Origin of the sequence: Pseudomonas azotoformans (genome assembly GCF_001579805.1) — a bacterium.
Lineage (GTDB): Bacteria > Pseudomonadota > Gammaproteobacteria > Pseudomonadales > Pseudomonadaceae > Aquipseudomonas > Aquipseudomonas azotoformans_A.
This window is the reverse complement of the sequence record NZ_CP014546.1, coordinates 2,575,855-2,600,756: the sequence shown is the minus strand read 5'-3', so window position 1 is coordinate 2,600,756 and position 24,902 is coordinate 2,575,855. Positions and strand designations below refer to the sequence as shown.

Genomic DNA, 24,902 nt, shown 5'->3' with positions numbered 1-24,902 from the left:
CATGCGCGTCCTGATTATTGAAGATGAAGAAAAAACCGCGGATTACCTGCATCGCGGCCTGACAGAGCAAGGCTACACCGTCGACGTGGCGCGCGAAGGCGTCGAAGGCTTGCACCTTGCGCTGGAAAACGACTACGCGGTAATCGTGCTCGACGTGATGCTGCCCGGCCTCGATGGCTTTGGCGTGTTGCGAGCGCTGCGTGCGCGCAAGCAGACACCGGTGATCATGCTGACTGCCCGCGAACGCGTCGAAGACCGCATCCGTGGCCTGCGCGAGGGCGCCGACGACTACCTGGGCAAGCCGTTTTCCTTCCTGGAACTGGTGGCCCGCCTGCAAGCCCTGACCCGCCGAAGCGGTGGGCATGAACCGGTGCAGGTGACCGTCGCGGACCTGTGGATCGACCTGATCAGCCGCAAGGCCAGCCGCAACGGCCTGCGCCTGGACCTGACTGCCAAGGAGTTCTCGCTGCTCAGCGTATTGGCGCGGCGCCAAGGCGAAATCCTGTCCAAGACCGCGATTGCGGAAATGGTCTGGGACATCAATTTCGACAGCGACGCCAACGTGGTGGAAGTGGCGATCAAGCGCCTGCGCGCCAAGCTCGATGGGCCGTTTGACACCAAACTGCTGCACACCATCCGGGGCATGGGGTATGTGCTGGAGAGTCGTAGTGTCGGCTAACTCCATCGCCCTGCGCCTCAGCAGCCTGTTCACGCTGGTAGCGGCGTTGATCTTCCTGTTGATCGGCGGCGCGCTGTATCAGCAGGTGGACCGCAGCCTGGGTTTGTTGCCGGGCGCCGAGTTGGATGCGCGCTATAGCGTGTTGGAGTCTTCGGTCAACCGCTTCGGCACGCCGGACCATTGGGTGAAGATGCAAGCCAAGCTCAAGTTGCTGGGCGAGGAAGACAAACGCATCCGTTTCTGGGTGGTAAGCAGTGATCCGAACTACGAATACGGCAACCCCGATGCGCAGATCCGCGCCTTTGCCGAGGGGCCGACGGGCAAGCGCGACTTGCGCTTGCCGGGGCGCAAATACCCGTTCAAGGTGCTGGTGAGCCAGTTCCCGGCCAAGGATCAGCGCCCGCCGCTGCGTTTCATGATCGCCATCGATACCGAGAATTTCCGAGCCACCCAGCACCACCTGTTGGTCGCGTTGGTCAGCCTCGCATTGGTCGGCGTGGTACTCGCTTCGTTATTGGGTTTCTGGGTCGCGCGCATCGGCCTCAAGCCGTTGGGCAAACTCTCGGATGAGGCGCAGAAACTCGCACCACCCAAGCTCTCCGGTCGTCTGCAGCTGTCACCGTTGCCGCCGGAACTGAGCCAGTTCGTCAACTCGTTCAACTCCACCCTGGATCGCGTCGAGCAGGCCTATTCGCGCCTGGAGTCGTTCAACGCCGACGTGGCCCATGAACTGCGCTCGCCGCTGACCAACCTGATCGGCCAGACCCAGGTGGCCCTGACCCGAGGACGGTCGGCCGAGCATTACTTCGAAGTGCTGCAATCCAATCTCGAAGAACTGGAGCGGCTGCGTTCGATCATCAATGACATGCTGTTCCTCGCCAGCGCCGACCAGGGCAGCAAGGCCACCAAGCTGATCGAAAGCTCCCTGGCCGATGAAGTGGCGACCACCCTCGACTACCTGGACTTCATCCTCGAAGACGCGCAAGTCGAGGTGCAGGTACGCGGCGATGCCACGGTGCAGATCGAAAAAGCCCACCTTCGCCGTGCCTTGATCAACCTGCTGAGCAATGCGGTACAACACACCGCACCCGGACAGGTCATCGTTGTAAACATCGAGGTGCAGGAGCACCAGGTGGCAATCGGCGTGACCAACCCCGGTGACGCGATTGCCAGCGAACATCTGCCGCGCCTGTTCGAACGCTTCTATCGAGTGGACGCGTCGCGCAGCAACAGCGGGGCCAATCACGGCCTGGGACTGGCCATCGTCAAGGCGATTGCCTTGATGCACGGCGGTGATGTGTTCGTGCGCAGCGAGGGTGGCGGGAATACGTTTGGCATCACCCTGCCGGTCTAACCTCTGACTGTTGCGATTTGGGCAACAGTCATTATCTTGTTACACTCTGTATCGTACCGCTCGCCTGCGTTAATTTGACGCATCGATGAGCGCGACGGCAAAGGCAGTCTCCGCTTACCCGAATTTCCCTCGACTTTTTTCCAGGGCTCTACACTGGGAATCTGTCTTAAAGCCGCTGACTTCAGCGGCTTTTTTTTGCCGTAAAAAAGGCCAGGCACACCCAACGACATTGGCCGTTTCCGATAGACCAAAGGAGCTCCACCGGTGAAGAACTCGCTGACGTTCACCCCGTTATTCCTCGCGATTGCAGCAACGATTGCCCCCCTTGCCCACGCGGCAGACACCACCCCCGCCGACGGTTTCGTCGAAGGCGCCCACCTCAATATCAACACCCGCAACTACTACATGAACCGCGACCGTCGCGACATTCACACCGACGACAGCAAGGAATGGGGCCAGGGCTTTCTCGGCACCTTCGAATCCGGCTACACCCAAGGCACCCTCGGTTTCGGCCTGGACGCCCACGCCATGCTCGGCCTCAAGCTGGACGGCGGTGGCGGCACCGACGGATCCAGCATCCTTCCTTACGGCAGTGGCAACGGCAAGGCGCCTGGCTCGTTCTCGACGGCCGGCGGCACCTTGAAAATGCGTGGGTTCGATACCGAGTTGAAAGCCGGCGACCTGTTCCTCAACAACCCGGTGATCGCCGGCGGCATGACCCGTATGCTGCCGCAGACCTTTCGCGGCGTGAGCCTGACCAACCATAGCTTCGACGGCTGGATGTTCGAAGGCGGCCAGGCCAGTTTCACCAAGCTCTACAACCAGAGCGGGCATCGCCGCATCGGCACCAGCTACGGCGCTCTGCCAAACAACACCGACAGCCAGCACATGAACTGGGGCCGGTGTGTCGTTCAGCGGCATTGAAGGGCTGACCAGCAACCTCTATGCCTCCGAACTCAAGAACGTGTGGAACCAGTACTACTACGACCTGGACTACACCTACGCGCTGAATGACCTGATCAGCCTCAACCCGGGCCTGCACTACTACCACACCCAGGACACCGGTCAGTCCCTGCTCGGGGATATCGACAACAACACCTACAGCCTGCACTTCACCGTCGGCGTGGGAAACCACAGCGTCACAGCCACCTACCAGCGAGTCAACGGAAACACGCCGTTCGACTACATTGCCCAGGGCGACAGCATCTACCTGGATAATTCCCAGCAGTATTCCGATTTCAATGGCCCCAACGAACGCTCGTGGAAGCTGAAGTACGCCTACGACTTCGCCGGCCTCGGCATGCCCGGCTTGACCTCGGCCGTGTCCTACATCAGCGGTAAGACTGACCTGACCAAGGTCGACCCGCAAAGCCGTGGCTACAGCGCCTGGTACAGCGCCGATGGCAAAGATGCCAAGCACTGGGAACGGGATATCGACCTCAAGTACGTGGTACAGGGCGGCAAGGCCAAGGACTTGGCCGTGCGCCTGCAATGGGCGACCAATCGCGGCAGTAACGGCTACTCGGCGGTGGATCGCGACGTGGATGAATACCGGGTGATCGTCGATTACCCGATCAACGTGTTCTGACGGACAGATCTTTCTTTTTAACCACGTATTTAATTTTCATCGGGTAGAACTAAACTGCCAGCATCCTCACCGCTGAAGTCTGCCCGATGAGTCAATCCAGTTCTCGCACCCTGCCGGCACGCCCGGAGCTGTTTCTGATGCTGGGCAGTGGCCTCACTGTCGTCCTGATCGTGGTGATCGTCGCGGCGCTGCTGATCCGCGAACATGCCAGCACCTTGCAGGCCGCCAAGCGCGCCACCAGCAACATCACCCAACTGATCAATGCCGATGTGCTGCGCAACGTCGAACTCTACGACTTGGCGCTGCAAGGGCTTATCGCCGCCACTACGCGGCAGGACTTGAGTCAGGTTTCGCCGGACATCCGGCATCTGGTGCAGTTTGATCAATCCACAGCGGCCCCCTTCAAAGGTGAAGTGCTGTTACTGGACGCCAACGGTGCGGTGATTGCCGACTCTTCGACGCTGTGGCCGACGCCGCGCAACTTTGCCAATCGCGATTACTTCCAGGCCCATCAACGTACATCCCAGGCCGGGTTGTTCATCAGTCGCCCATTCAAGATCCACTGTGCCTGCGACCAGGTGTGGCGCATTGCATTCAGCCGCCGGGTGTCCGGCCCCAACGGTGAGTTTGCCGGTGTGGCCGTGGCGACCATGCGCTTGGCGTATTTCGATCAACTGTTCAACCGCCTGGCCATCGGCAATGGCAGCTCTGTCAATCTGCTGAATACCCACGGAATCCTCCTGGCCCAGCAGCCGTTGCTGGAACGCGACATGATCGACAAAGACCTGAGCGATCGCCCCAACTTCAAACGCATGCTGCGCGAGGGCGAAGGGAGTTTCCGGGCGATCTCCGCCCTTTCCGGCCAGGAACGCCTGTATACGTTCAGCAACGTCGGTGAGTTGCCGCTGATTGTGGTGGTGGCGCTCTCCGCCGATGACGTATTTGCGCCCTGGCAACGCGCCGCGCTGCTGGTCAGCAGTGCCACCGGCATCCTCTGTGTCGGCTTGCTCTGGCTGACCTGGATGCTGCGCCGGGAATTGCGCCGCCGTTATCGCACCGAACGCGTGCTGTCAGAACTGGCAGCCACCGACGCCCTCACCGGCCTGGCCAACCGCCGTATCCTGGACGAACGCCTGCGCCTGGAATGGGATCGCGCGCAACGTTCGACCGAGCCGCTGACGGTGCTGATGATCGATGTGGACCACTTCAAGGCGTTCAACGACCGCCACGGCCATCACGGCGGCGATGAGGCGTTGCGCACCGTCGCCCAGGTGATCGGTACCAATATCCGCCGCCCGGCCGACCTGGCCGCGCGCTATGGCGGCGAAGAGTTTGCGGTGGTGCTGCCGGTGACCGATGCCAAGGGCGCCTGGGTGATTGCCGAGCATATCCGCAGCGGTATCGAGCACTTGCCGAGGGTGGGAGGAGATGAACAGCCGATTACGGTGAGCATCGGCATGAGCACTTGGGACAAGCGCAGCCGTCAGTCGCTGGAGGCGTTGTTGCTGAGTGCGGATCAGGCGCTGTACGAGGCCAAGCACACCGGGCGTAACCGTATTGTGGATGCGAATAACCAGGCATAAAAAAAGGCCACCCGAAGGCAGCCTTTCAAAACTAAAGAAAGAGAGTTGTTACTTACACCGCCGCAACGGGACGCATGTAAGAGATCGGTGCGGTGCTGGCATCTTCGAAGGTCACGACTTCCCAAGCATCTGTCTGCTCAATCAACTTGCGCAGCAGCTGGTTGTTAAGGGCGTGGCCCGACTTGAAGCCTTTGAACTCGCCTATCAGGCTATTGCCCAGCAGGTAGAGGTCACCGATTGCATCGAGGATCTTGTGCTTCACGAATTCGTCTTCGTAGCGAAGGCCGTCTTCGTTCAGTACACCATCCGCGTCGACCACAATGGCGTTTTCAACGCTGCCGCCGAGTGCGAGGTTGTGCTTGCGCAGGTACTCGATGTCACTCATGAAACCAAAGGTACGGGCGCGGCTGACTTCTTTTACGAACGAAGTGCTGGAAAAATCCACGCTTGCACTTTGGGTGCGGTCACGGAATACCGGGTGATCGAAATCGATCTCAAAGCTCACTTTAAAGCCTTCGAACGGGACGAAGGTGGCGCGCTTGTCGCCGTCTTCTACTGTCACTTCCCGCAGAATGCGAATGAACTTCTTGGCTGCGTCCTGTTCTTCCAGGCCGGCAGATTGAATCAAGAATACGAAGGGTCCAGCGCTGCCATCCATGATCGGGACTTCGGACGCGGAGAGCTCGACGTAGGCGTTATCGATGCCCAGGCCAGCCATGGCCGAGAGCAAGTGCTCCACCGTGTCCACTTTGACGTCACCGTTGACCAATGTGGTCGACATCGTGGTTTCGCCAACGTTTTCCGCGCGAGCAGGAATCTGCACCACAGGGTCCAGGTCGGCACGAACAAACACGATGCCGGTGTCGACAGGTGCGGGCTTGAGGGTCAGGTATACCTTCTCCCCGGAGTGCAGACCTACACCTGTGGCACGGATAATATTCTTCAGGGTGCGTTGTTTAATCATGGCTTGGACCGCTTGAGCGCAAATTGCGAACTGGTATCAACAAAGGCTGGCGATAATAGCAGACCAGACCTTTGCTGAACACCAATCACCTTCATAGCCCTGATACATTCCATTAATCGGCCTGACGACGCAGGAATGCCGGGATGTCCAGGTAGTCCAGATCATCTTGCGGATTCGGGCTACGGGACGCCGCAGCACCGGCCTGAGCCTGGTTGCGCATCACGGTCGGACGGTCCAGATCACGGTAGTTCACCGACGGCAGTTCCTGGCGCGAAGGCGCTGGAGCGGCAGCCGCTTGGCTGGCGTGGTTGGCTTGGGCGTTGTGCAGGGTGTTGTCGATCACCTTCACAGGCTTCTCGATTTTTGCACCCAGGCCGGTCGCAACCACGGTCACATGCAGCTCGTCGCGCATGTCCGGATCGATCACGGTGCCGACTTTGACCATCGCGTGTTCGGAAGCGAAGGCTTCGATGATGCTACCCACGTCGGAGTACTCACCCAGGGACAGGTCAGGACCGGCGGTGATGTTCACCAGGATGCCGCGTGCACCTTGCAGGTTCACGTCTTCCAGCAACGGGTTGCGGATGGCCGCTTCAGTGGCTTCACGCGCACGGTTCGGACCGCTGGCGCAGCCAGTGCCCATCATCGCCATGCCCATTTCGCTCATCACGGTACGTACGTCGGCAAAGTCGACGTTGATCATGCCTGGACGCTTGATGATGTCGGAGATACCGCGAACGGCACCGGCCAGTACATCGTCAGCCTTGGCGAAGGCGGACAGCAGGCTGGCGTCCTTGCCCAGGATGGTCAGCAGCTTCTCGTTGGGGATGGTGATCAACGAGTCGACGCTTTCAGACAGCAGGCGGATGCCTTCGTCGGCGATCTGCATGCGCTTGCGACCTTCGAACGGGAACGGACGGGTCACGACAGCGACCGTCAGAATGCCCATTTCCTTGGCCACTTCGGCGATGATCGGCGCAGCACCAGTACCGGTACCGCCGCCCATGCCGGTGGTGATGAACACCATGTTGGTGCCTTGCAGCACTTCGGCAATACGCTCGCGGTCTTCCAGGGCGGCTTGACGGCCGACTTCCGGATTGGCGCCAGCACCGAGGCCCTTGGTCACGGCTGTGCCCAATTGCAGGATGGTCCGCGCGCCGATGCTTTTCAGCGCCTGGGCATCAGTGTTGGCGCAGATGAATTCAACGCCTTCAATGTTGCTCTTGACCATGTGGTTGACAGCGTTGCCGCCGCCACCGCCGACACCGATTACTTTGATAACCGGGCTTGCGGGGATGTTGTCTACGAGTTCGAACATGTTCCCTCTCCTTTCATTTCTCTAGTTTTTTCGCCTACTGCTTACAACGGTGTCGCGGTAAATCTTTAAAAATTGCCTTTGACCCATGCCTGCAACCGCTCGAACAACGGCGCTTTCGCCTCGTCATCGCTGCGGTAGCTGTCACGGTTGCTCGGGCCCGACAGGGAAATGCCGTCGGTCTGCTTTTGCAGCCCGTACAACAGCAAGCCCACACCGGTGGAGTAAATCGGGTTGCGCACCACGTCGCCCAGGCCTTTGACGCCATGGGGCACGCCCAGGCGGACGGGCATGTGGAAGATTTCCTCGGCCAGTTCGACCGCGCCTTCCATCTTCGAGGTGCCACCGGTCAGCACGATGCCGGCCGGGATCAGATCTTCGTAGCCGCTGCGGCGCAGTTCAGCCTGGATCAGGGTGAACAGTTCGTCGTAGCGCGGCTCGACCACTTCGGCCAGGGCCTGGCGCGACAGTTCGCGCGGTGGACGGTCGCCCACGCTCGGCACCTTGATGGTCTCGCCGGCACCGGCCAGCTTGGCCAGGGCGCAGGCGTAGCGAATCTTGATTTCTTCGGCGTACTGGGTCGGCGTACGCAGCGCCATGGCGATGTCGTTGGTCACCTGGTCACCGGCAATCGGGATCACGGCGGTGTGACGGATCGCACCCTCGGTGAAGATCGCGATGTCGGTGGTGCCGCCGCCGATGTCGACCAGGCATACGCCCAGTTCTTTTTCGTCGTCGGTCAGTACCGAGTAGGCCGAAGCCAGTTGCTCAAGAATGATGTCGTCGATTTCCAGGCCGCAGCGGCGCACGCACTTTTCAATGTTCTGTGCGGCGTTGACGGCGCAGGTCACCACGTGGACCTTGGCTTCCAGGCGTACGCCCGACATGCCCAGGGGCTCACGAACGCCTTCCTGGTTGTCGATCACGTAATCCTGCGGCAGCGTGTGCAGCACGCGCTGGTCAGCCGGGATCGCCACGGCCTGGGCGGCGTCGAGCACGCGTTCAAGGTCGGCGGAGCTGACTTCGCGGTCGCGGATCGCCACGATGCCGTGGGAATTCAGGCTGCGGATATGGTTGCCCGCCACGCCAACGAACGCCGAGTGGATCCGGCAACCGGCCATCAGCTGCGCTTCTTCGATGGCGCGCTGGATCGATTGCACGGTGGACTCGATGTTCACCACCACGCCCTTCTTCAGGCCCCGGGACGGATGCGTGCCAATACCGACGATTTCGATAACGCCGTCTTCCCCGACCTCGCCCACCAGCGCCACCACTTTGGAGGTGCCAATGTCGAGACCGACGATCATTTTGCCGCTTTGCACGTTTGCCATGGGTCCTGCCTCTTCTTAATTCTTCGCGACAGCGGGTTGCGCTGCCGTGGGCGCTGCCGGTTCACGCCAGCCGACGGCCAGGCCGTTGGCGTAACGCAGGTCGACGCTCGCAATGTTCGTAATCTGTTCTTTCAAGGTCTTGTCATAGATGGCAATGAAGCGGCGCATCTTTTCCACCAAGCGGTCGCGTCCCAGCAACAACTGGATGCCCGGGCCGGAACTGCCTGCCCCGGTCGTCAAAAACCAGCTACCCCGTTCACGCAGTTCCAGGCGTGCAATGGAGAAGCCCATGGGACGCAGCATCTGGCTCAAGGCCTGGTACTGCTGCATCACTTGTTGCTGCGCCCGCTGCGGCCCGAACAGCTGCGGCAGGTGCTCATAGTTGGCCAGCTCACGCGGGGTGAACGCCTGGCCCTGGTTGTTCAACAGCGCTTCGTCGCCCCAACGGGCCACGGGCAGTTGTTCTTCCAGGCGGATCGTCACCTGGTCAGGCCATACGCGGCGGACTTCGGCGTGCGCGATCCACGGCATCTGCTCCAGCTCCGAGCGCATACCGGCCAGGTCGATGGTAAAGAAGCTCGCCGCCAGGTACGGGCCGATGCGCTGCTGTACCGCTTGCTGGCTGATGTAGCTCAAGTCGCCCTGCACGCTGATCTTGGTGATCGGCCGGTCGGCATACGGCAACAGACGCTGCGCGCCTTCGTAGGTTCCGAAACCCAGCACCACCAGCAACACCGGCCAGAACAGCGCTTTGAGGAAACCAAAGTTGGCTTTCGGCAGGCGCGCCGACATCGGCTCTTTAGCCACCATTCGGCTGGCACCCCGTGGCACCGGCTTGCGGCTCGGTGCTTGGGGGGGCTGATGACGAAGCGATGCGCCTTTCATGTCCTTAGCCTCTTGGCTCAATGCTGTCGGCCAGGATCGCCAGCACCAACTGCTGGAAGTCCAGACCGGCCGCACGGGCTGCCATGGGAACCAGGCTGTGGTCGGTCATGCCCGGTGCGGTGTTGACTTCCAGGAACCAGAAATTCCCTTGGTCATCCTGCATCACGTCTGCCCGCGCCCAACCGGCGATACCCAGCGCCTCACAGGCTTTCGCCGTGAGGTCCATCAATTCCTGTTCTTTGCTTGCGTCAAGGCCGCACGGGATCCGGTACTGGGTATCGGAAGCCAGGTACTTGGCGTCGTAGTCGTAAAAGGTGTGGGGCGTGCCCAATGCGATAGGCGGCAATACCTGGCCACGCAGGGTGGCGATGGTGTACTCGGGACCCTGGATCCACTGTTCCACCAACACTTGCGAATCGTAGGTACTTGCCGCTTTCCATGCGTCGATCAATTCGGCGGCCGAGTTCACTTTAGCCATGCCGATACTGGAGCCTTCATGGGCAGGTTTGACGATCAAAGGCAGGCCCAGTTCCTTGGCTGCAGAAATACAATCGTCTTCGCTGCACAGAACGCTGTGACGCGGGGTGGGAATGCCCAGGCTGTGCCACACCTGCTTGGTGCGCAACTTGTCCATGGCCAATGCCGACGCGAGGATGCCGCTGCCGGTGTAAGGGATGCCAGCGCACTCCAACAGGCCTTGCATGCTGCCGTCTTCACCGCCACGGCCGTGGAGGATGATGAAGGCGCGGTCGATCTTCTCGGCCATAAGGCGAGCGAGGAAATCATCGCCCACGTCGATGCCGAACGCATTCACCCCGGCGCTTTGCAGGGCTTCGAGCACAGCGTTGCCCGACTTGAGCGACACTTCGCGCTCAGCGCTTTTACCGCCGAACAACACCGCGACGCGGCCGAAGTCTGCGGGTGCGATTGTGGAAAACAGGGAGCCGTAGTCGTTGATCATTTCGACTTCCCCTTCGCAGCAGCAAACAGCGGGCTCGCCAGCAACTTAGGCGCAAGACCACCGATATCACCGGCGCCCTGGCACAGCAAAATGTCACCGGCCCGCAGCAGCGGCTTGACGATCGGCGCCAGGTCCACACCACGCTCGATGTAGATCGGGTCCAACTGGCCACGCTGACGGATGCTGTTGCACAGCTTGCGGCTGTCGGCGCCCGGGATCGGTTCTTCACCGGCCGGGTACACCTCCATCAACAGCAGCACGTTGGCGTCGGCCAATACATTGACGAAATCGTCGTACAGGTCGCGGGTACGGCTATAGCGGTGCGGCTGGTAGACCATCACCAGGCGGCGCTCCGGCCAGCCACCGCGCACGGCCTTGATCACGGCAGCGACTTCGGTCGGGTGGTGACCGTAGTCGTCCACCAGCATCACGTCGCCGCCTTCTACCGGCAACTGGCCGTAGACCTGGAAGCGACGGCCCACGCCGGCAAAGCGCGACAGGCCTTCGACGATGGCTTCATCGCTGACGCCTTCGTCGGTGGCGATGCAAATGGTCGCCAGGGAATTCAGCACGTTGTGGTTGCCGGGCATGTTCACCGACACATCCAGCGGCTCGCGGTCGGGACGCAGCACGGTGAAGAAGGTTTGCATGCCTTCCTGGCGCACATTGATGGCGCGCACGTCGGCGTCTTCGCTGAAGCCGTAGGTCACGGTCGGACGCTTGACCAGTGGCAGGATTTCGCGCACCACCGGATCGTCCAGGCAGACCACGGCCAGACCGTAGAACGGCAGGTTGTGCAAGAACTCGACGAAGGTTTTCTTCAATTTGTTGAAGTCACCGTCGTACGTTGCCATGTGGTCTTCGTCGATATTGGTGACGACGGCGACCAGTGGTTGCAGGTGCAGGAAGCTCGCGTCGCTTTCATCGGCTTCGGCGATCAGGTAACGGCTGGTGCCCAGTTGTGCATTGGTGCCGGCTGCATTCAGGCGGCCACCAATGACGAACGTCGGGTCCAGGCCACCGGCCGCGAACACCGAGGCGATCAGGCTGGTGGTGGTGGTTTTGCCGTGGGTACCGGCGACGGCGATGCCGTGGCGATAACGCATCAACTCAGCCAGCATCTCGGCGCGCGGCACCACGGGAATGCGGCGCTCAAGGGCGGTGGCCACTTCCGGGTTGGAGGTGTTCACGGCGCTGGACACCACCAGCACATCGGCTTCAGCGGCGTTCTCGGCGCGATGGCCGATATAGATCTGTGCACCGAAGGTCTTCAGGCGGTCGGTGACCGGCGACTCTTTCAAGTCGGAGCCGGACACCTGGTAGCCCAGGTTCAGCAACACTTCAGCGATGCCGCACATGCCCACGCCACCGATACCAACGAAGTGGATACGACGGATGCGGCGCATTTCCGGTTGTGGCATGGCTTTCTGATTCTCAACCATGGGCCACCTCCAGGCAGATATCGACCACGGTGCGGGTTGCGTCAGGTTTGGCCAGGCGGCTTGCGGTGCTCGCCATGCTATTGAGTCGTTCCGGTTGCATCAAAACCTCAGTCAGGCGTGCGGCCAAATCGGCGGCGCCAGTCGTTCTTTGCGGCAGCAGGAAGGCAGCGCCCTCCCCGGCCAAATATTCGGCGTTGCGGGTCTGGTGATCGTCGATCGCGTGGGGCAAAGGCACCAGCAAGGACGGCAGACCGGCGGCAGCCAGTTCACTGACAGTCAGCGCACCGGAGCGGCAGACCACCAGGTCGGCCCAGCCATAGGCGTGGGCCATGTCTTTGATGAAGGGCTGTACGTTCGCCTCGACACCGGCTTCGCGATAACGCGCGGCGGTGACTTCACCGTGATCTTTGCCAGCCTGATGGAAGACTTCCGGGCGCAATTCCACAGGGAGTTGCGCCAGCGCTTCCGGCAGCAGTTTGTTCAATGGCTCGGAGCCCAGGCTGCCGCCCATGACCAGCAGGTGCGGCTTGCGCCCTTCCAGTGCTTCACGGGCGATGTCCATAAACAGTTCGGTGCGCACCGGGTTGCCAGTGGTGCGCAGCTTGTCCGAGGCACCAAAGGTTTTCGGAAATGCTTCACACACCCGCGCAGCCAACGGCACCAGCAGACGGTTGGCGGTACCGGCGACGGCGTTCTGCTCGTGCACGATCACCGGCACACCGGCGAGCTTGGCGGCAACACCACCAGGACCGGTCACATACCCACCAAAACCGAGCACACACACCGGCTTCAGTTCACGAATGACTTTGCGCGCCTGCCACACCGCTTTGAGCAACACGAACGGCGCCTTGAGCAGGGACAACTTGCCCTTGCCACGCAGGCCCGTGACGTTGATCAGGTGCAGCGGCAAACCGGCATTCGGCACCAATTCGTTTTCGATGCCACGCGGGGTACCCAACCAGTGCACGGTGTAGCCACGGTTCTGGAATTCGCGCGCACAGGCCAAGGCCGGGAACACATGGCCGCCGGTGCCGCCTGCCATGATCAGCACGTTAGCGCCCATGGGTCGGCTCCTCGGCAAAATCGCTTTCACTGAATTCCATCTCTTCGCTGCCCAAGTGGGTTCGACTCTCCCACTCGATGCGCAGCAACAAGCCCAGGCACGCGCAGCAGATCACCAACGAACTGCCGCCGTAGCTGAGGAACGGCAAGGTCAGGCCCTTGGTCGGCAGCAAGCCGACGTTCACCCCGATGTTGATCAGGAACTGGCCGATCCACAGGAACGACAAGCCGTACGCCACATAGGCGGCGAAATACTGTTTGGCCTTTTCAGCCCACAAGCCGATGTACATGCCGCGTACACACACGAACACGAACAACGCGACGGTGCACAGCGAACCCACCACGCCCAGCTCTTCGGCAAGTACCGAGAACACGAAGTCGGTGTGCGCTTCCGGCAGGTAGAACTGCTTCTGCACACTGTTGCCCAGGCCCACGCCCAGCCACTCGCCGCGACCGAAGGCGATCAGCGCCTGGGTCAACTGGTAGCCGGAACCGAACTGGTCGGACCAGGGGTCGGTAAAGGTGATCAGACGCGCCATCCGGTAGGGTTGCGCCTGGACCAGGATGGTCACGGCCGCCACGGCCAGCACCACCATCAAGGTAAAGCGGAACAGGCCCACGCCGCCGAGGAACAGCATCGCCGCCGCTGCGCCCATCATCACGACGGTGGCGCCGAAGTCGGGCTCCATCAGCAACAGGCCGGCCATCGGCAGCAGCACGATGAAGGGCTTGAAAAAGCCCATCCAGCTTTCGCGCACTTCTTTCTGGCGACGTACCAGGTAACCGGCGAGGTAGATCACCACGAACACCTTGGCGATTTCCGACGGCTGCACGTTGAACGCGCCGAAGCCGATCCAGCGCATCGAACCGTTCACCTCGCGGCCAATGCCGGGCAGGATCACCATGATCAGCAAGCCGAACGCACCGATCAGCATCAGCCAACCCAGGCGTTGCCAGGTGGCGATCGGGATCATCATGGTGACGATGCACGCGCCAAGACCGATCACCAGGTACACCAGGTGACGGATCATCATGTACAGGGTGTTGCCCGACTGCACGGCCGCCACTTCGGACGAAGCCGAGGTGATCATCACCAGGCCCAGGCCCAACAGCGCCAGGCAACCGGCGAGCATCGGGAAGTCAAGGTCGATACCGCGCCCGGTAATGATCGGCGACGGGTACGGCTTGATGATGTTCCGCAAATTGATACTCATGCCAAGGCCTCCACGGCGGCGGCGAACAGCTGGCCGCGCTCTTCGTAGTTCTTGAACATGTCGAAACTGGCGCACGCCGGCGACAGCAACACCGCATCACCCGGCTGGGCCAGCGCTTTGCATTGGGCGATGGCGTTGTCCAGAGAGGTGGCGCGCACTTGTGGCACCGCATCGCCGAGGGCGGCGGCGATCAAATCGGAATCGCGGCCCATCAGCACCACGGCGCGGCAATGCTCGGCGACCGGACCTTTAAGGTCCTTGAAGTCGGCACCCTTGCCGTCGCCACCGGCGATCAGCACCAGCTTGCCTTCGATATCGGCGCCAAGGCCTTCGATAGCCGCCAGGGCCGCACCGACGTTGGTGGCCTTGGAATCGTTGTAATAGCTGACACCGTCGAGATCGCGAACCCACTGGCAGCGATGTTCCAGGCCGCCGAAAGTACGCAGGGCCGACAGCATGGCGTCGAACGGCAGGCCAACGGCATGCCCCAGCGCCAGAGCCGCCAGGGCGTTGGACTGGTTATGGGCGCCACGGATTTTCAGCTCACGCACCGGCATCAGGTTCTGGAATTCGAAGGCCAGGTGTTTCTCGCCGTTCTCTTCGCGAATGCCGAAGGCTTTGAAATCAGGCTTGCTCAGGCCGAAGGTCCAGCATGGCAGGCCCTCGCCCATCAGCGGACGGCTCAAGGCGTCCTGACGGTTGACCACCACTTGCTTGGCGCCCCGGAAGATCCGGTGCTTGGCCAGGTGATAGGCCGGCAGGCCGCTGTAGCGGTCCATGTGGTCTTCGCTGACGTTCAACACGGTGGCCACTTCGGCACCGAGGTCGTGAGTGGTTTCCAGTTGGAAGCTCGACAGTTCCATCACGTACAGCTCGACGTCGTCGCTGAGCAGGTCCAGCGCCGGCGTGCCGAGGTTGCCGCCCACGGCCACGCGCTTGCCGGCCGCAGCCGCCATCTCGCCGACCAGGGTGGTCACGGTGCTTTTTGCGTTGGAACCGCTGATGGCCACGATCGGCGCCTGCGCGTTACGCGCGAACAGATCGATATCGCCCGACAGCTTCACGCCACGGGCGGCGGCGGCTTGCAGGGCCGGGGTCGCGATGGCCAGGCCGGGGCTCACGTAGAGCTCGTCGGCACGGCACAGAAACTCGACATCCAGCTCGCCACAACGCACTTCCACGTGCGGGTAGTCACGGCGCAGCGTGACCAGCTCCGGTGGATTTTCCCGCGTATCGGCCACGGCAAACGGCTTGCCCCGGTTCGCCAGGAAGCGAACCAGGGACATGCCGCTCTTGCCGAGGCCGACAACGATGCGGAAGTGGTCTGAAGCGATCAGGGACACTCGTTTCTACCTCAGTTTCAGGGTGGCAAGGCCGATCAGCACCAGAATCACGGTGATGATCCAGAAACGGACGATCACACGTGGCTCAGGCCAGCCCTTGAGTTCAAAGTGGTGGTGAATCGGCGCCATGCGGAATACGCGGCGCCCGGTCAATTTGAAGGAGGCCACCTGGATGACCACCGACAGGGTCTCCATCACGAACACACCGCCCATGATGAACAGCACGATTTCCTGGCGAACGATCACGGCGATGGTGCCGAGGGCCGCGCCCAGCGCCAGTGCGCCGACGTCACCCATGAAGACTTGTGCGGGATAGGTGTTGAACCACAGGAAGCCCAGGCCGGCACCGATCAGCGCACCGCAGAACACAATTAATTCACCTGCGCCCGGCACATAGGGGATCAGCAGGTATTCAGCGAATTTCACGTTACCCGACAGGTAGCAGAAGATGCCGAGCGCGCCGCCGACCATCACCGTTGGCATGATCGCCAGGCCGTCGAGGCCGTCAGTCAGGTTGACCGCGTTGCTGGAGCCGACGATCACGAAGTAGGTCAGCACCACGAAGCCGATGCCCAGGGGAATGCTGGCGTCCTTGAGCATCGGGATGATCAAAGTGGTTTCCACGGCGCTTGGCGCTGTGGTGTAAAGGAAGATCGCAGCGCCGAGGCCGAACACCGACTGCCAGAAATACTTCCAGCGGCTTGGCAGCCCTTTCGAGTTTTTCTCGATCACTTTGCGGTAGTCATCCACCCAGCCGATGGCGCCAAACAGCAGCGTCACCAACAGAACGGTCCATACATAACGGTTGTGCAGGTCGGCCCACAGCAACGTGCTGATGCCGATGGACGACAGGATCAGCGCGCCGCCCATGGTCGGGGTGCCGGACTTGGACAGGTGCGACTGCGGGCCGTCATTACGAACCGATTGACCAATTTGCAGGTTCTGCAGGGTGCGGATCATCCACGGCCCCAGGAACAGCGACAAACACAACGCGGTCAGCACACCCAGGATCCCGCGCAGGGTCAGGTACTGAAAGACCGCGAAGCCTTTGTGGAACTGTTGCAGATACTCAGCCAGCAGCAGCAGCATTAATGTTTCTCCGTACTTGAGCCACACAAGGCCGCGACGACGTTTTCCATCACCGCGCTGCGCGATCCCTTGATCAAAATGGTTGTGTGTTTATCGTGTTCAGCCGCCGTCAGCGCCTGGATCAGCTCGGGCCTGGGTCGCGAAATGGCGAGCGCCGGGGCCAAACACGCTGACAGCGTGAGCCATGTGCGGGCCGACGGCGTAAAGCGCGTCGACTTTGCCAGCGGCATAGGCGCCGACGTCGCGGTGGGACTGTTCGGCCCACTCACCCAGCTCGGCGATATCACCCAGCACCAACACCTTGCGGCCGTCGAAGCTTTTGAGCAGGTCGATGGCGGCGCAGATGGAGGACTGGTTGGCGTTATAGGTGTCGTCGATCACGCGCATGCCGTTGCTGGCCAACTGCGCCACGGTGCGCCCTTTGACCGGCTGCACTGCGCCCAAACCTGTGGCGATACCGAACAGCGACACGCCCAGGGCGTACGCGGCAGCGGCGGCGGCCAAGGCATTGGCGACGTTATGGTTGCCCAGCAGGTTCAGTTGCACGTGTTCATTGCCTTGCGGGGTGTGCAAGGTAAAGGACGGGCAACCCCGCGCATCAACGGTAATGTTGGAGGCGTGGAAATCAGCCGCGGCGTTGAGCACGGCAAACGTCAGGACCTTGCGACCGGCGGCGCGTACACGCCAGGTTTCGAAGGCCTTGTCGTCGAGATTCAACACAGCGGTGCCCGAGGCATCGAGGCCTTCAAGGATTTCACCCTTGGCTTCGACGATTTTCTCCGGGCCACCGAACTCGCCAACGTGGGCGGTACCGGCATTATTGATGATCGCCACGTGGGGCTTGGTCAGCGCCACGGTGTAAGCGATTTCGCCGACGCGCGATGCGCCCAACTCGATCACGGCCGCCGTGTGTTCCGGGGCCAATTCAAGCAGGGTCAACGGAGCGCCGAAATCATTGTTCAGGTTGCCACGGGTCGCGAGAACCGGGCCACGTGTACGCAACACACCGGCGAGCAGTTCCTTGACCGTGGTCTTGCCGCTGGAGCCGGTGATGGCTGCAACAGGCTTGTCAAAGGCCGCACGGTTCAGCGCACCCAGTTGACCCAAGGCCAAGCGAGTATCGGCAACCAGCAGTTGTGGCAGTGTGGAATCCACCACTTCGCGTTGCACCAAGGCGCCGACGGCACCTTTGGCGGCGACGTCATTCAGGTAGTCGTGACCATCAAAACGCGGGCCCGCCAGGGCGACAAACAATTGCCCTGGCTTGGTGGCGCGGCTGTCGATACTGACGCCGTCGAAACTGCAATCGCTCGACAACACGCGGGCCGACAAGGCCTCGGTCAGTTCGCTGAATTTCATTGCTTTAAGCATGGGCGACCTCCCAGGCGGTCAAGGCGTGATCGGCCTCGACCAGATCGGAGAAGGCGTGGCGCTCACCGTTGATTTCCTGATAGTCCTCGTGACCTTTACCCGCCAACAGCACCACATCGTCAGCACCAGCGCTGGCGATCAATTGGGCGATGGCTGCACCGCGACCGGCGACAAACGTAGCCTTGGACACGTCTTTGAAGCCGACACGGATGTCGTCGAAAATCTGGCTCGGGTCTTCACTGCGTGGGTTGTCGTCAGTGACGAGCACGCCATCGGCCAGGCGCTCGACAATTTCGGCCATCAACGGGCGTTTGCCGCGATCACGGTCACCGCCGCAACCGAACAGGCACAGCAGCTTGCCTTTGGCGTGCGGGCGCAAAGCCACCAGGACTTTTTCCAGGGCATCCGGCGTGTGGGCGTAGTCGACCACCACCAACGGCTGCTTGCCGCCACCCAGGCGCTGCATGCGACCGACCGGGCCTTCCAGCTTCGGCAGTACACGCAGGATTTCGTCGAGGGCGTAATCCAGACCGAGCAATGCGCCGACGGCCGCCAGGGTGTTGCTCAGGTTGAAGCGACCGAGCAGGCTGCTGCGCAGATGATGTTCGCCCTGCGGCGTCACCAGTGTGGCGCGCACACCTTCGTCATTGAACTGGGCTTCGCGGCAGTACAGGTACGCGCTGGAATCCTCCAGGCTGTAGCTGATCAGGCGCGATTCACGGTCTTCGGCGGCCAGTTGGCGGCCGAATGCGTCATCCAGGTTTACCACGCGGCACTTGAGGTCGTTCCAGGCAAACAGCTTGGCCTTCTCGGCAGCGTAGGCTTCCATGGTGCCGTGGTAGTCGAGGTGATCACGGGACAGGTTGGTCATCACCGCCACATCAAACGCCAACGCAGCAACGCGGCCTTGATGCAAACCGTGGGACGACACTTCCATGGCAACCGCCTTGGCACCGGCCTTTTTCAGGTCGGCCAGGGTCGCTTGCACGGCGATTGGATTCGGCGTGGTGTGCAGGCCGCTTTGCAACGCGCCGTAGAAACCGGTGCCCAGTGTGCCGACGATGCCGCAGTGCTGACCCAGCAGGTCAAGCGCCTGGGCAATCAGTTGAGTCACGCTGGTCTTGCCGTTGGTGCCGGTGACGCCGACCAGATTGACGTGTCGACTCGGATCACCATAAAAACGCCCGGCGATATCCGAAAGTTGCTTGGCCAAACCTTTGACCGGAATCAACGGCACGTCGGTGATCGGCAGCACGGTGGCGCCTTCCACTTCATAAGCCACGGCGGCCGCACCGCGTTGCAACGCATCCGCGATATGCGCGCGGCCATCGAATTTACCGCCAGGCACGGCCAGGAACAGGTCACCGGCACGCACATTACGGCTGTCCAGGCTCAACTCGCGAATCAGTAGATCGCGACCGGCGTGGGCAAAAATCTTGTTCAGGCTAAGAGACATCAGCCGCGCCCTCCATTGGCTTTTACGGCAGCGGCCGGTGGTCCGGCGTTCGCTTGTTGGGTCGGCGGCAGGTTGTCCGGCGTGATGTTCATCAGGCGCAGGGTGCCGGACATCACTTTGCTGAACACCGGCGCCGATACCAGGCCGCCGAAGTAACCGGCTTTGCTCGGCTCATCGATCACCACGACGATGGCGTAGCGTGGATCGCTCATCGGGCCGAAACCGGCGAACAGCGAACGGTAGGAGTTTTCGGCGTAGCCCTTGGTGCCCACCGAGGTTTTACGCGCAGTACCCGACTTGCCGGCCACGTGATACGCCGGCACCTGGGCACGGAATACGCCGCGCGGTGCTTCGATCACTTGTTGCAGCATGCCTTGCATGGTCTTGGCGACGTTTTCCGGAATCACCTGAGTAGCTTTAGGTGCTTCGTCGACGTGGATCAGGCTCAGCGGAACCATCCGGCCATTATTCGCCAATACAGAGAAAGCGTGGGCCAGTTGGATCGCCGTCACCGACAGGCCGTAACCGTAGGAAAGCGTGGCGGTCTCGGCCTTTTTCCAGTCGCGATAGTTCGGCAGGTTGCCCACGCGCTCGCCTGGGAAGTCGAGGCCAGTGGGCTGGCCCAGACCGATCTTCTGCGCCAGGTGGTAGATGGTTTCACCGCCGATATCGAAGGCGACCTTACTCATGCCCACGTTACTGGAGTTGATCAGGATACCTGTCAAATCCAGCACCGGACCTTCAGTGCGCGATACGTCACGAATGGTGTATTTGCCCAACTGCAAGGTGCCTGGATACACCTCGACCTTGTCGCTGGGCTTCCAGCGTCCGGTTTCGAGGGCAGCACTCATGGAGATGGCTTTCATGGTCGAACCCGGCTCGAACACGTCGATCATCGCGCGGTTGCGCATCATCGCCGGTTGCAGGTTGCGACGGTTGTTCGGGTTGTAGGTCGGCTGGTTGACCATGGCGAGGATCTCGCCGGTCTTCACGTCCATGATCACCAGGCTGCCGGCCTTGGCGCCGTTTTCGATGATCGCGTTACGCAGCTCGCGGTTGGCCAGGTATTGCAGGCGCAGGTCAATCGACAACGCCAAGGGCTTACCGGCCTTGGCGTTTTTGGTGACTTGGACATCCTTGATCAGTCTGCCACGCCGATCCTTGATGACTTGTCGTTTGCCGGGAACCCCGGCGAGCCATTCATCGTAGGCGAGTTCCACGCCTTCACGGCCATGGTCATCGATGTCGGTGAAGCCGACCATATGCGCAGTGGTTTCACCCGCCGGGTAGAAACGACGGAATTCCTCGATGCCGTAGACACCGGGGACTTTAAGGTCGAGCACTTGCTGGCCTTGTTCAGGGGTCAGCCCGCGAACCAGGTAGATAAACTCTTTATTGGCCTGGGCCTCCAGGCGCTCAGCCAAGGCTTTCGGATCTTGTCCCAACGCAGAGGCAAGGGCCGGCCAACGATCCTTGGCGACCTGCAATTCCTTTGCGTTCGCCCACAGGGTGGTCACCGGGGTACTAACGGCCAAGGGCTCGCCGTTGCGGTCGGTGATCAGGCCGCGGTGTGCAGGAATCGGGATATGACGCAAGCTACGGGCGTTACCCTCGCCGATCAGGAAGTCGCGATCGACCACTTGCAGATCGATGATCCGCCAGGCAATCGCACCCACCATCAATGCCAGCAAGCCGAGCATCAGGCGGAAGCGCCAGGGGTAGAGTGCGCCCTCGAGTTTCATCATGGCGCCACCATGCGGACTTCAGCCGCGCCAGGAATGTGCATTTTCAGCTGTTCGGTGGCCAGCACTTCGATACGGCTATGGGCCGTCCAGGTGCTTTGCTCCAGGATCAACCGGCCCCACTCCGCTTGTGCCTTGTCACGCACACTCAGTTCCCCGTACAGGGTATTGAGCAGTTGACGGTTGTAGTGGGCGCTGTAGGACACCGCAATCGCGGAAACCAGCACACCGACAAACAGCAGCATCATAAAGAAGCTGCCGCCCGGGAGGGGCTTGGCAAAAAGCTTGCTCACCGCAGCTTCTCGGCAACGCGCATGACGGCGCTGCGGGAACGTGGGTTGGCCTTGAGTTCGGCTTCGGAAGCGAACTGCGCTTTGCCATGGATTTTGATTTTCGGCACAAAGGCTTCGAAACGCACCGGCAGGTTGCGCGGCAGGTTGTCGGACTCACCCTTGACCAGGCGACGCATGAACAGTTTGACGATACGGTCTTCCAGGGAGTGGAAGCTGATCACGACAAGGCGACCGCCCACTTCCAGCGCCTCGAGGGCAGCCTCAAGGCCGGCCTCCAGGTCACCCAATTCGTTGTTTACGTGAATGCGCAGGCCTTGGAACGCACGGGTCGCCGGGTTCTTGCCTTTTTCCCACGCGGGGTTGGCGACCTTCAGCACTTCGGCCAGGTCGGCGGTGCGTTCGAACGGCTGGATTTCACGGCGCTCGACCACGGCACGGGCCATGCGACCGGCGAAACGCTCTTCACCGTACTCCTTGAACACGCGGGTGATTTCTTCATGGGGCGCGGTCGCAATGAATTCCGCTGCGCTGATGCCCCGAGTCGGGTCCATGCGCATATCGAGCGGGCCATCGTTCATGAAACTGAAGCCGCGCTCCGGGTCGTCGAGCTGCGGCGAAGACACGCCCAGGTCGAGCAAAACCCCGGCCACCTTGCCCGCCATGCCACGTTCGGCGACTTCAGCACCCAGTTCGGCAAAGCTGCGCTGCACAACGACAAAGCGGCCGTCTTCGGCCGCTAGCGCTTGCCCGGTGGCAATCGCTTGAGGGTCTTTATCAAACCCGAGGAGTTTGCCATCGGACCCGAGCTGGCTGAGTATCAACCGGCTATGCCCGCCCCTGCCGAAGGTGCCATCCAGATAGCAGCCATCCGCGCGTACGGCGAGAGCCTCAACGGCTTCGTCAAGCAGTACGGTGATGTGGTTAAAGCCGCTATCAATAGTCACAGGATCAAATCACGCAGTTCATCAGGCATAGCGCCCGGTTGTTGAATAGCAGCCAGGTCAGCTGCAGAAACAGCATCCCAGGCATCTTCGTCCCACAATTGGAACTTGTTCAGTTGGCCAACCAGCATTGCGCGCTTATCCAGCTTGGCGTACTCGCGCAGACGCGGAGGCACCAGGAAGCGACCGCTGCCATCCAACTCGAGGTCGACGGCGTTACCAATCAGCAAACGCTGCAGGCGACGGTTCTCTTCACGCAATGAAGGCAGGGCGCGCAGTTTGGTTTCAATCAACTCCCACTCATCGAGGGGGTAAACACATAAACAAGGGTCAACGGCATCGATCGTGATGATCAACTGTCCAGAACTTCGCGAAATCAGCTCGTCACGATACCGGCTCGGCATGGCGAGACGGCCTTTTGCATCGAGACTGATAGCGTTAGCTCCGCGAAACACAGATGCGCTTCTCCAAATTTTAGCGTTTTACGTTCAAAAAACCCACTTTGTGCCACTTTCCGCCACTTGCGCACACTATAGGAATGCGCCCACCACACCGTCAAGGCGCGGATTCAAGGAAAAGCCTTACAGAACGGAGATTTAGGAGCGTAAAGGGAGGAGAAACCAGAGTTCGGCGATGTTTTTGGCCTAACAAGCGCAAATAGCTCAAAGAGCTATAGCTCGAAGTTAAAGTAATTTATTAAGAGTAAGATTTTTTTGGTATTACGAAGATGCATCTGCCAATGATTCGGCAGGGAGGGATTCTTGCGTTACTACCGGTTTTCTGCCCGAGATTCGGACAGAAGGAAAAAGGTGGAGAGTCGATCTGTAAGCCGGGTTCTGTCTTGAACAGTCATTCGTCTACGATGGCCATCACTGGACATCTTTAGCAACCTACCCGGTCCCAGCGCGGGCCACGCCTTGGGACCCTATTTGGTCTTGCTCCAAGTGGGGTTTACCTAGCCACGAACTGTTGCCAGTCGTGCGGTGCGCTCTTACCGCACCTTTTCACCCTTACCGGCACCGAAGTGCTTAGGCGGTTATTTTCTGTGGCACTTTCCGTAGGCTCACGCCTCCCAGGCATTACCTGGCACTTCGCCCTATGGAGCCCGGACTTTCCTCCCCCCCCTAATTTTCATAGAGGGCAGCGACTGTCCAATCGACTCTCCGCCGCGCAGGTTAACGGCACGGCGGACTTAGGACAAGTAATAAAAGTTCAGAATTGCCATCACGTTCAGACGCAATACCGGTTTAACACCGGAACTATTCGGCTTTCTGCTTATCCAGCGCCACTTGATATAAGAGGTTCTTGCGCACGCCGGTAATTTCCGCCGCCAGGGCTGCGGCTCGCTTGAGCGGCATCTCCTTGAGCAGCAAGTCCAGGACGCGCATGGCCTCGCTGCCCACGGCGTCTTCGTCCTCTGGCGCGGCCCAGCCCGCCACCAGCACCACGCACTCGCCGCGCTGTTGGTTGCTGTCGCCCTCGACGAACGCACGCAGCTCTTCCAATGGCAGGCCCTTGAGGGTTTCGAAGGTCTTGGTCAGCTCACGGGCCAGCAGCGCCAGGCGTTCGCCGCCAAATACCAGCTCCATGTCCTGCAGGCATTCAAGGATGCGATGCGGAGCTTCATAGAAGATCAAGGTGCGGGGTTCTTCTTTCAGCGCTTCAAGGCGTGCGCGACGCCCAACGGCCTTGGCCGGCAGGAAACCTTCAAAGATGAAACGGTCGGACGGCAACCCCGCCGCCGACAATGCAGCAATCAGCGCGCACGCACCCGGAACAGGCACTACATTGATACCAGCGGCCCGCGCCTGGCGCACCAAGTGGTAGCCAGGGTCGGAGATCAGCGGCGTGCCCGCGTCGGAGATCAGCGCCACATCGTCGCCGGCCAGCAGGCGCACGATAAAGCGACTGCCTTCCTCGCGCTCGTTGTGCTCATGGCAAGCCGCTAATGGCGTGCTGATACCAAAATGCTGCATCAACCGCTGGGAGTGACGGGTGTCTTCAGCCGCGATCAATTTAACCTCGCGCAACACTTTCAATGCTCGCGCACTGATGTCGTCCAGGTTGCCAATGGGCGTCGCCACGACAAAAAGCGAGCCTGCAGTGGAATTCAAAGGACCTGGAGCAGTCAAAACGCACACCTCGATGGTTGGCAAAAGCGACATTGTAGCGCGTAGGCGCCTGGAAAATATGCCATCACGGCCGATGCCTTTTCAGCCGTTTAACGCCAACTGCAACATTTGCACGACCTAAATCGACGGTTTCACGCCAGTAACATCGCGCCTGGGC

19 protein-coding genes, 1 other RNA gene and 2 pseudogenes are annotated in these 24,902 nt (G+C 60.9%); 4 read left to right on the top strand and 18 right to left on the bottom strand.

Annotated elements, in window-relative coordinates:
* The first annotated feature begins 1 nt into the window (after position 1).
* From AYR47_RS12065 to AYR47_RS12050, 4 genes and pseudogenes are all read left to right on the top strand, one after another.
* The gene (locus tag AYR47_RS12065) at positions 2 to 679 is read left to right on the top strand and encodes a heavy metal response regulator transcription factor (protein WP_033899495.1); all 678 of its coding nucleotides are present in this window, start codon (positions 2 to 4) and stop codon (positions 677 to 679) included.
* Complete coding sequence (locus AYR47_RS12060; RefSeq protein WP_033899492.1) at positions 669 to 2,033, top strand: heavy metal sensor histidine kinase; 1,365 nt, start codon at positions 669 to 671, stop codon at positions 2,031 to 2,033. The genes AYR47_RS12065 and AYR47_RS12060 overlap by 11 nt, the downstream gene beginning before the upstream one ends.
* A 264-nt stretch (positions 2,034 to 2,297) precedes the next feature.
* Positions 2,298 to 3,621: pseudogene (locus AYR47_RS12055) on the top strand (OprD family porin).
* 86 nt (positions 3,622 to 3,707) lie between these two features.
* Positions 3,708 to 5,204 (top strand): sensor domain-containing diguanylate cyclase, encoded by a 1,497-nt coding sequence (locus tag AYR47_RS12050; protein ID WP_061435358.1) that lies wholly within the window; start codon positions 3,708 to 3,710, stop codon positions 5,202 to 5,204.
* Positions 5,205 to 5,256: 52 nt separating this feature from the next.
* Here the strand turns inward: AYR47_RS12050 and lpxC are convergent, their stop codons facing one another.
* The 18 genes and pseudogenes from lpxC to rsmI all read right to left on the bottom strand — a co-directional run bounded on the left by lpxC (position 5,257) and on the right by rsmI (position 24,778).
* Positions 5,257 to 6,168, bottom strand: coding sequence for a UDP-3-O-acyl-N-acetylglucosamine deacetylase (gene lpxC / locus AYR47_RS12045; protein WP_003171886.1), 912 nt, complete (start codon positions 6,166 to 6,168; stop codon positions 5,257 to 5,259).
* Between the two features lie 112 nt (positions 6,169 to 6,280).
* Positions 6,281 to 7,486: a cell division protein FtsZ gene (gene ftsZ / locus AYR47_RS12040; RefSeq protein ID WP_061435356.1), complete on the bottom strand. Its 1,206-nt coding sequence runs from the start codon at positions 7,484 to 7,486 to the stop codon at positions 6,281 to 6,283.
* Positions 7,487 to 7,551: 65 nt separating this feature from the next.
* Positions 7,552 to 8,814, bottom strand: coding sequence for a cell division protein FtsA (gene ftsA / locus AYR47_RS12035; RefSeq protein WP_010213031.1), 1,263 nt, complete (start codon positions 8,812 to 8,814; stop codon positions 7,552 to 7,554).
* 15 nt (positions 8,815 to 8,829) lie between these two features.
* Positions 8,830 to 9,699, bottom strand: a complete 870-nt coding sequence (locus AYR47_RS12030; protein ID WP_033899483.1) for a cell division protein FtsQ/DivIB — start codon at positions 9,697 to 9,699, stop codon at positions 8,830 to 8,832.
* Between the two features lie 4 nt (positions 9,700 to 9,703).
* Complete coding sequence (locus AYR47_RS12025) at positions 9,704 to 10,660, bottom strand: D-alanine--D-alanine ligase (RefSeq protein WP_061435354.1); 957 nt, start codon at positions 10,658 to 10,660, stop codon at positions 9,704 to 9,706.
* Positions 10,657 to 12,102 (bottom strand): UDP-N-acetylmuramate--L-alanine ligase, encoded by a 1,446-nt coding sequence (murC, locus tag AYR47_RS12020; protein WP_038849909.1) that lies wholly within the window; start codon positions 12,100 to 12,102, stop codon positions 10,657 to 10,659. The genes AYR47_RS12025 and murC overlap by 4 nt, the downstream gene beginning before the upstream one ends.
* Positions 12,095 to 13,165, bottom strand: a complete 1,071-nt coding sequence (gene murG, locus AYR47_RS12015) for an undecaprenyldiphospho-muramoylpentapeptide beta-N-acetylglucosaminyltransferase (RefSeq protein ID WP_038849908.1) — start codon at positions 13,163 to 13,165, stop codon at positions 12,095 to 12,097. The genes murC and murG overlap by 8 nt, the downstream gene beginning before the upstream one ends.
* The gene (ftsW, locus tag AYR47_RS12010) at positions 13,155 to 14,378 is read right to left on the bottom strand and encodes a putative lipid II flippase FtsW (protein WP_033899476.1); all 1,224 of its coding nucleotides are present in this window, start codon (positions 14,376 to 14,378) and stop codon (positions 13,155 to 13,157) included. Before ftsW ends, murG begins: the two co-directional genes overlap by 11 nt.
* Positions 14,375 to 15,721, bottom strand: coding sequence for a UDP-N-acetylmuramoyl-L-alanine--D-glutamate ligase (gene murD, locus AYR47_RS12005; RefSeq protein ID WP_033899473.1), 1,347 nt, complete (start codon positions 15,719 to 15,721; stop codon positions 14,375 to 14,377). The genes ftsW and murD overlap by 4 nt, the downstream gene beginning before the upstream one ends.
* Before the next feature lie 6 nt (positions 15,722 to 15,727).
* Entirely contained in the window at positions 15,728 to 16,810 is a 1,083-nt protein-coding gene (gene mraY, locus AYR47_RS12000) for a phospho-N-acetylmuramoyl-pentapeptide-transferase (protein ID WP_033899470.1), read from the bottom strand.
* Positions 16,810 to 18,181 (bottom strand): annotated as a pseudogene (locus AYR47_RS11995) (UDP-N-acetylmuramoyl-tripeptide--D-alanyl-D-alanine ligase). Before AYR47_RS11995 ends, mraY begins: the two are co-directional and overlap by 1 nt.
* Positions 18,174 to 19,637: a UDP-N-acetylmuramoyl-L-alanyl-D-glutamate--2,6-diaminopimelate ligase gene (locus AYR47_RS11990; protein WP_033899455.1), complete on the bottom strand. Its 1,464-nt coding sequence runs from the start codon at positions 19,635 to 19,637 to the stop codon at positions 18,174 to 18,176. The pseudogene AYR47_RS11995 and the gene AYR47_RS11990 overlap by 8 nt, the downstream one beginning before the upstream one ends.
* The gene (locus AYR47_RS11985) at positions 19,637 to 21,379 is read right to left on the bottom strand and encodes a peptidoglycan D,D-transpeptidase FtsI family protein (protein ID WP_017738701.1); all 1,743 of its coding nucleotides are present in this window, start codon (positions 21,377 to 21,379) and stop codon (positions 19,637 to 19,639) included. The genes AYR47_RS11990 and AYR47_RS11985 overlap by 1 nt, the downstream gene beginning before the upstream one ends.
* Complete coding sequence (gene ftsL, locus AYR47_RS11980) at positions 21,379 to 21,672, bottom strand: cell division protein FtsL (RefSeq protein WP_016974953.1); 294 nt, start codon at positions 21,670 to 21,672, stop codon at positions 21,379 to 21,381. The genes AYR47_RS11985 and ftsL overlap by 1 nt, the downstream gene beginning before the upstream one ends.
* Complete coding sequence (gene rsmH / locus AYR47_RS11975) at positions 21,669 to 22,616, bottom strand: 16S rRNA (cytosine(1402)-N(4))-methyltransferase RsmH (RefSeq protein ID WP_016974952.1); 948 nt, start codon at positions 22,614 to 22,616, stop codon at positions 21,669 to 21,671. Before rsmH ends, ftsL begins: the two co-directional genes overlap by 4 nt.
* Entirely contained in the window at positions 22,613 to 23,068 is a 456-nt protein-coding gene (gene mraZ, locus AYR47_RS11970) for a division/cell wall cluster transcriptional repressor MraZ (protein WP_003171868.1), read from the bottom strand. The genes rsmH and mraZ overlap by 4 nt, the downstream gene beginning before the upstream one ends.
* A 354-nt stretch (positions 23,069 to 23,422) precedes the next feature.
* Positions 23,423 to 23,776, bottom strand: an RNA gene (gene rnpB / locus AYR47_RS11965) — RNase P RNA component class A.
* A gap of 96 nt (positions 23,777 to 23,872) precedes the next feature.
* The gene (gene rsmI, locus AYR47_RS11960; RefSeq protein ID WP_167351251.1) at positions 23,873 to 24,778 is read right to left on the bottom strand and encodes a 16S rRNA (cytidine(1402)-2'-O)-methyltransferase; all 906 of its coding nucleotides are present in this window, start codon (positions 24,776 to 24,778) and stop codon (positions 23,873 to 23,875) included.
* Positions 24,779 to 24,902 lie beyond the last annotated feature (124 nt).

Coding starts and splice junctions, on each gene's coding strand:
- AYR47_RS12065 (WP_033899495.1), top strand. CDS start 2: ATGCGCGTCCTGATTATTGAAGATGAAGAAAAAACCGCGGATTACCTG.
- AYR47_RS12050 (WP_061435358.1), top strand. CDS start 3,708: ATGAGTCAATCCAGTTCTCGCACCCTGCCGGCACGCCCGGAGCTGTTT.
- lpxC (WP_003171886.1), bottom strand. CDS start 6,168: ATGATTAAACAACGCACCCTGAAGAATATTATCCGTGCCACAGGTGTA.
- ftsZ (WP_061435356.1), bottom strand. CDS start 7,486: ATGTTCGAACTCGTAGACAACATCCCCGCAAGCCCGGTTATCAAAGTA.
- ftsA (WP_010213031.1), bottom strand. CDS start 8,814: ATGGCAAACGTGCAAAGCGGCAAAATGATCGTCGGTCTCGACATTGGC.
- AYR47_RS12030 (WP_033899483.1), bottom strand. CDS start 9,699: ATGAAAGGCGCATCGCTTCGTCATCAGCCCCCCCAAGCACCGAGCCGC.
- AYR47_RS12025 (WP_061435354.1), bottom strand. CDS start 10,660: ATGATCAACGACTACGGCTCCCTGTTTTCCACAATCGCACCCGCAGAC.
- murC (WP_038849909.1), bottom strand. CDS start 12,102: ATGGTTGAGAATCAGAAAGCCATGCCACAACCGGAAATGCGCCGCATC.
- murG (WP_038849908.1), bottom strand. CDS start 13,165: ATGGGCGCTAACGTGCTGATCATGGCAGGCGGCACCGGCGGCCATGTG.
- ftsW (WP_033899476.1), bottom strand. CDS start 14,378: ATGAGTATCAATTTGCGGAACATCATCAAGCCGTACCCGTCGCCGATC.
- mraY (WP_033899470.1), bottom strand. CDS start 16,810: ATGCTGCTGCTGCTGGCTGAGTATCTGCAACAGTTCCACAAAGGCTTC.
- AYR47_RS11990 (WP_033899455.1), bottom strand. CDS start 19,637: ATGTCTCTTAGCCTGAACAAGATTTTTGCCCACGCCGGTCGCGATCTA.
- AYR47_RS11985 (WP_017738701.1), bottom strand. CDS start 21,379: ATGAAACTCGAGGGCGCACTCTACCCCTGGCGCTTCCGCCTGATGCTC.
- rsmI (WP_167351251.1), bottom strand. CDS start 24,778: ATGTCGCTTTTGCCAACCATCGAGGTGTGCGTTTTGACTGCTCCAGGT.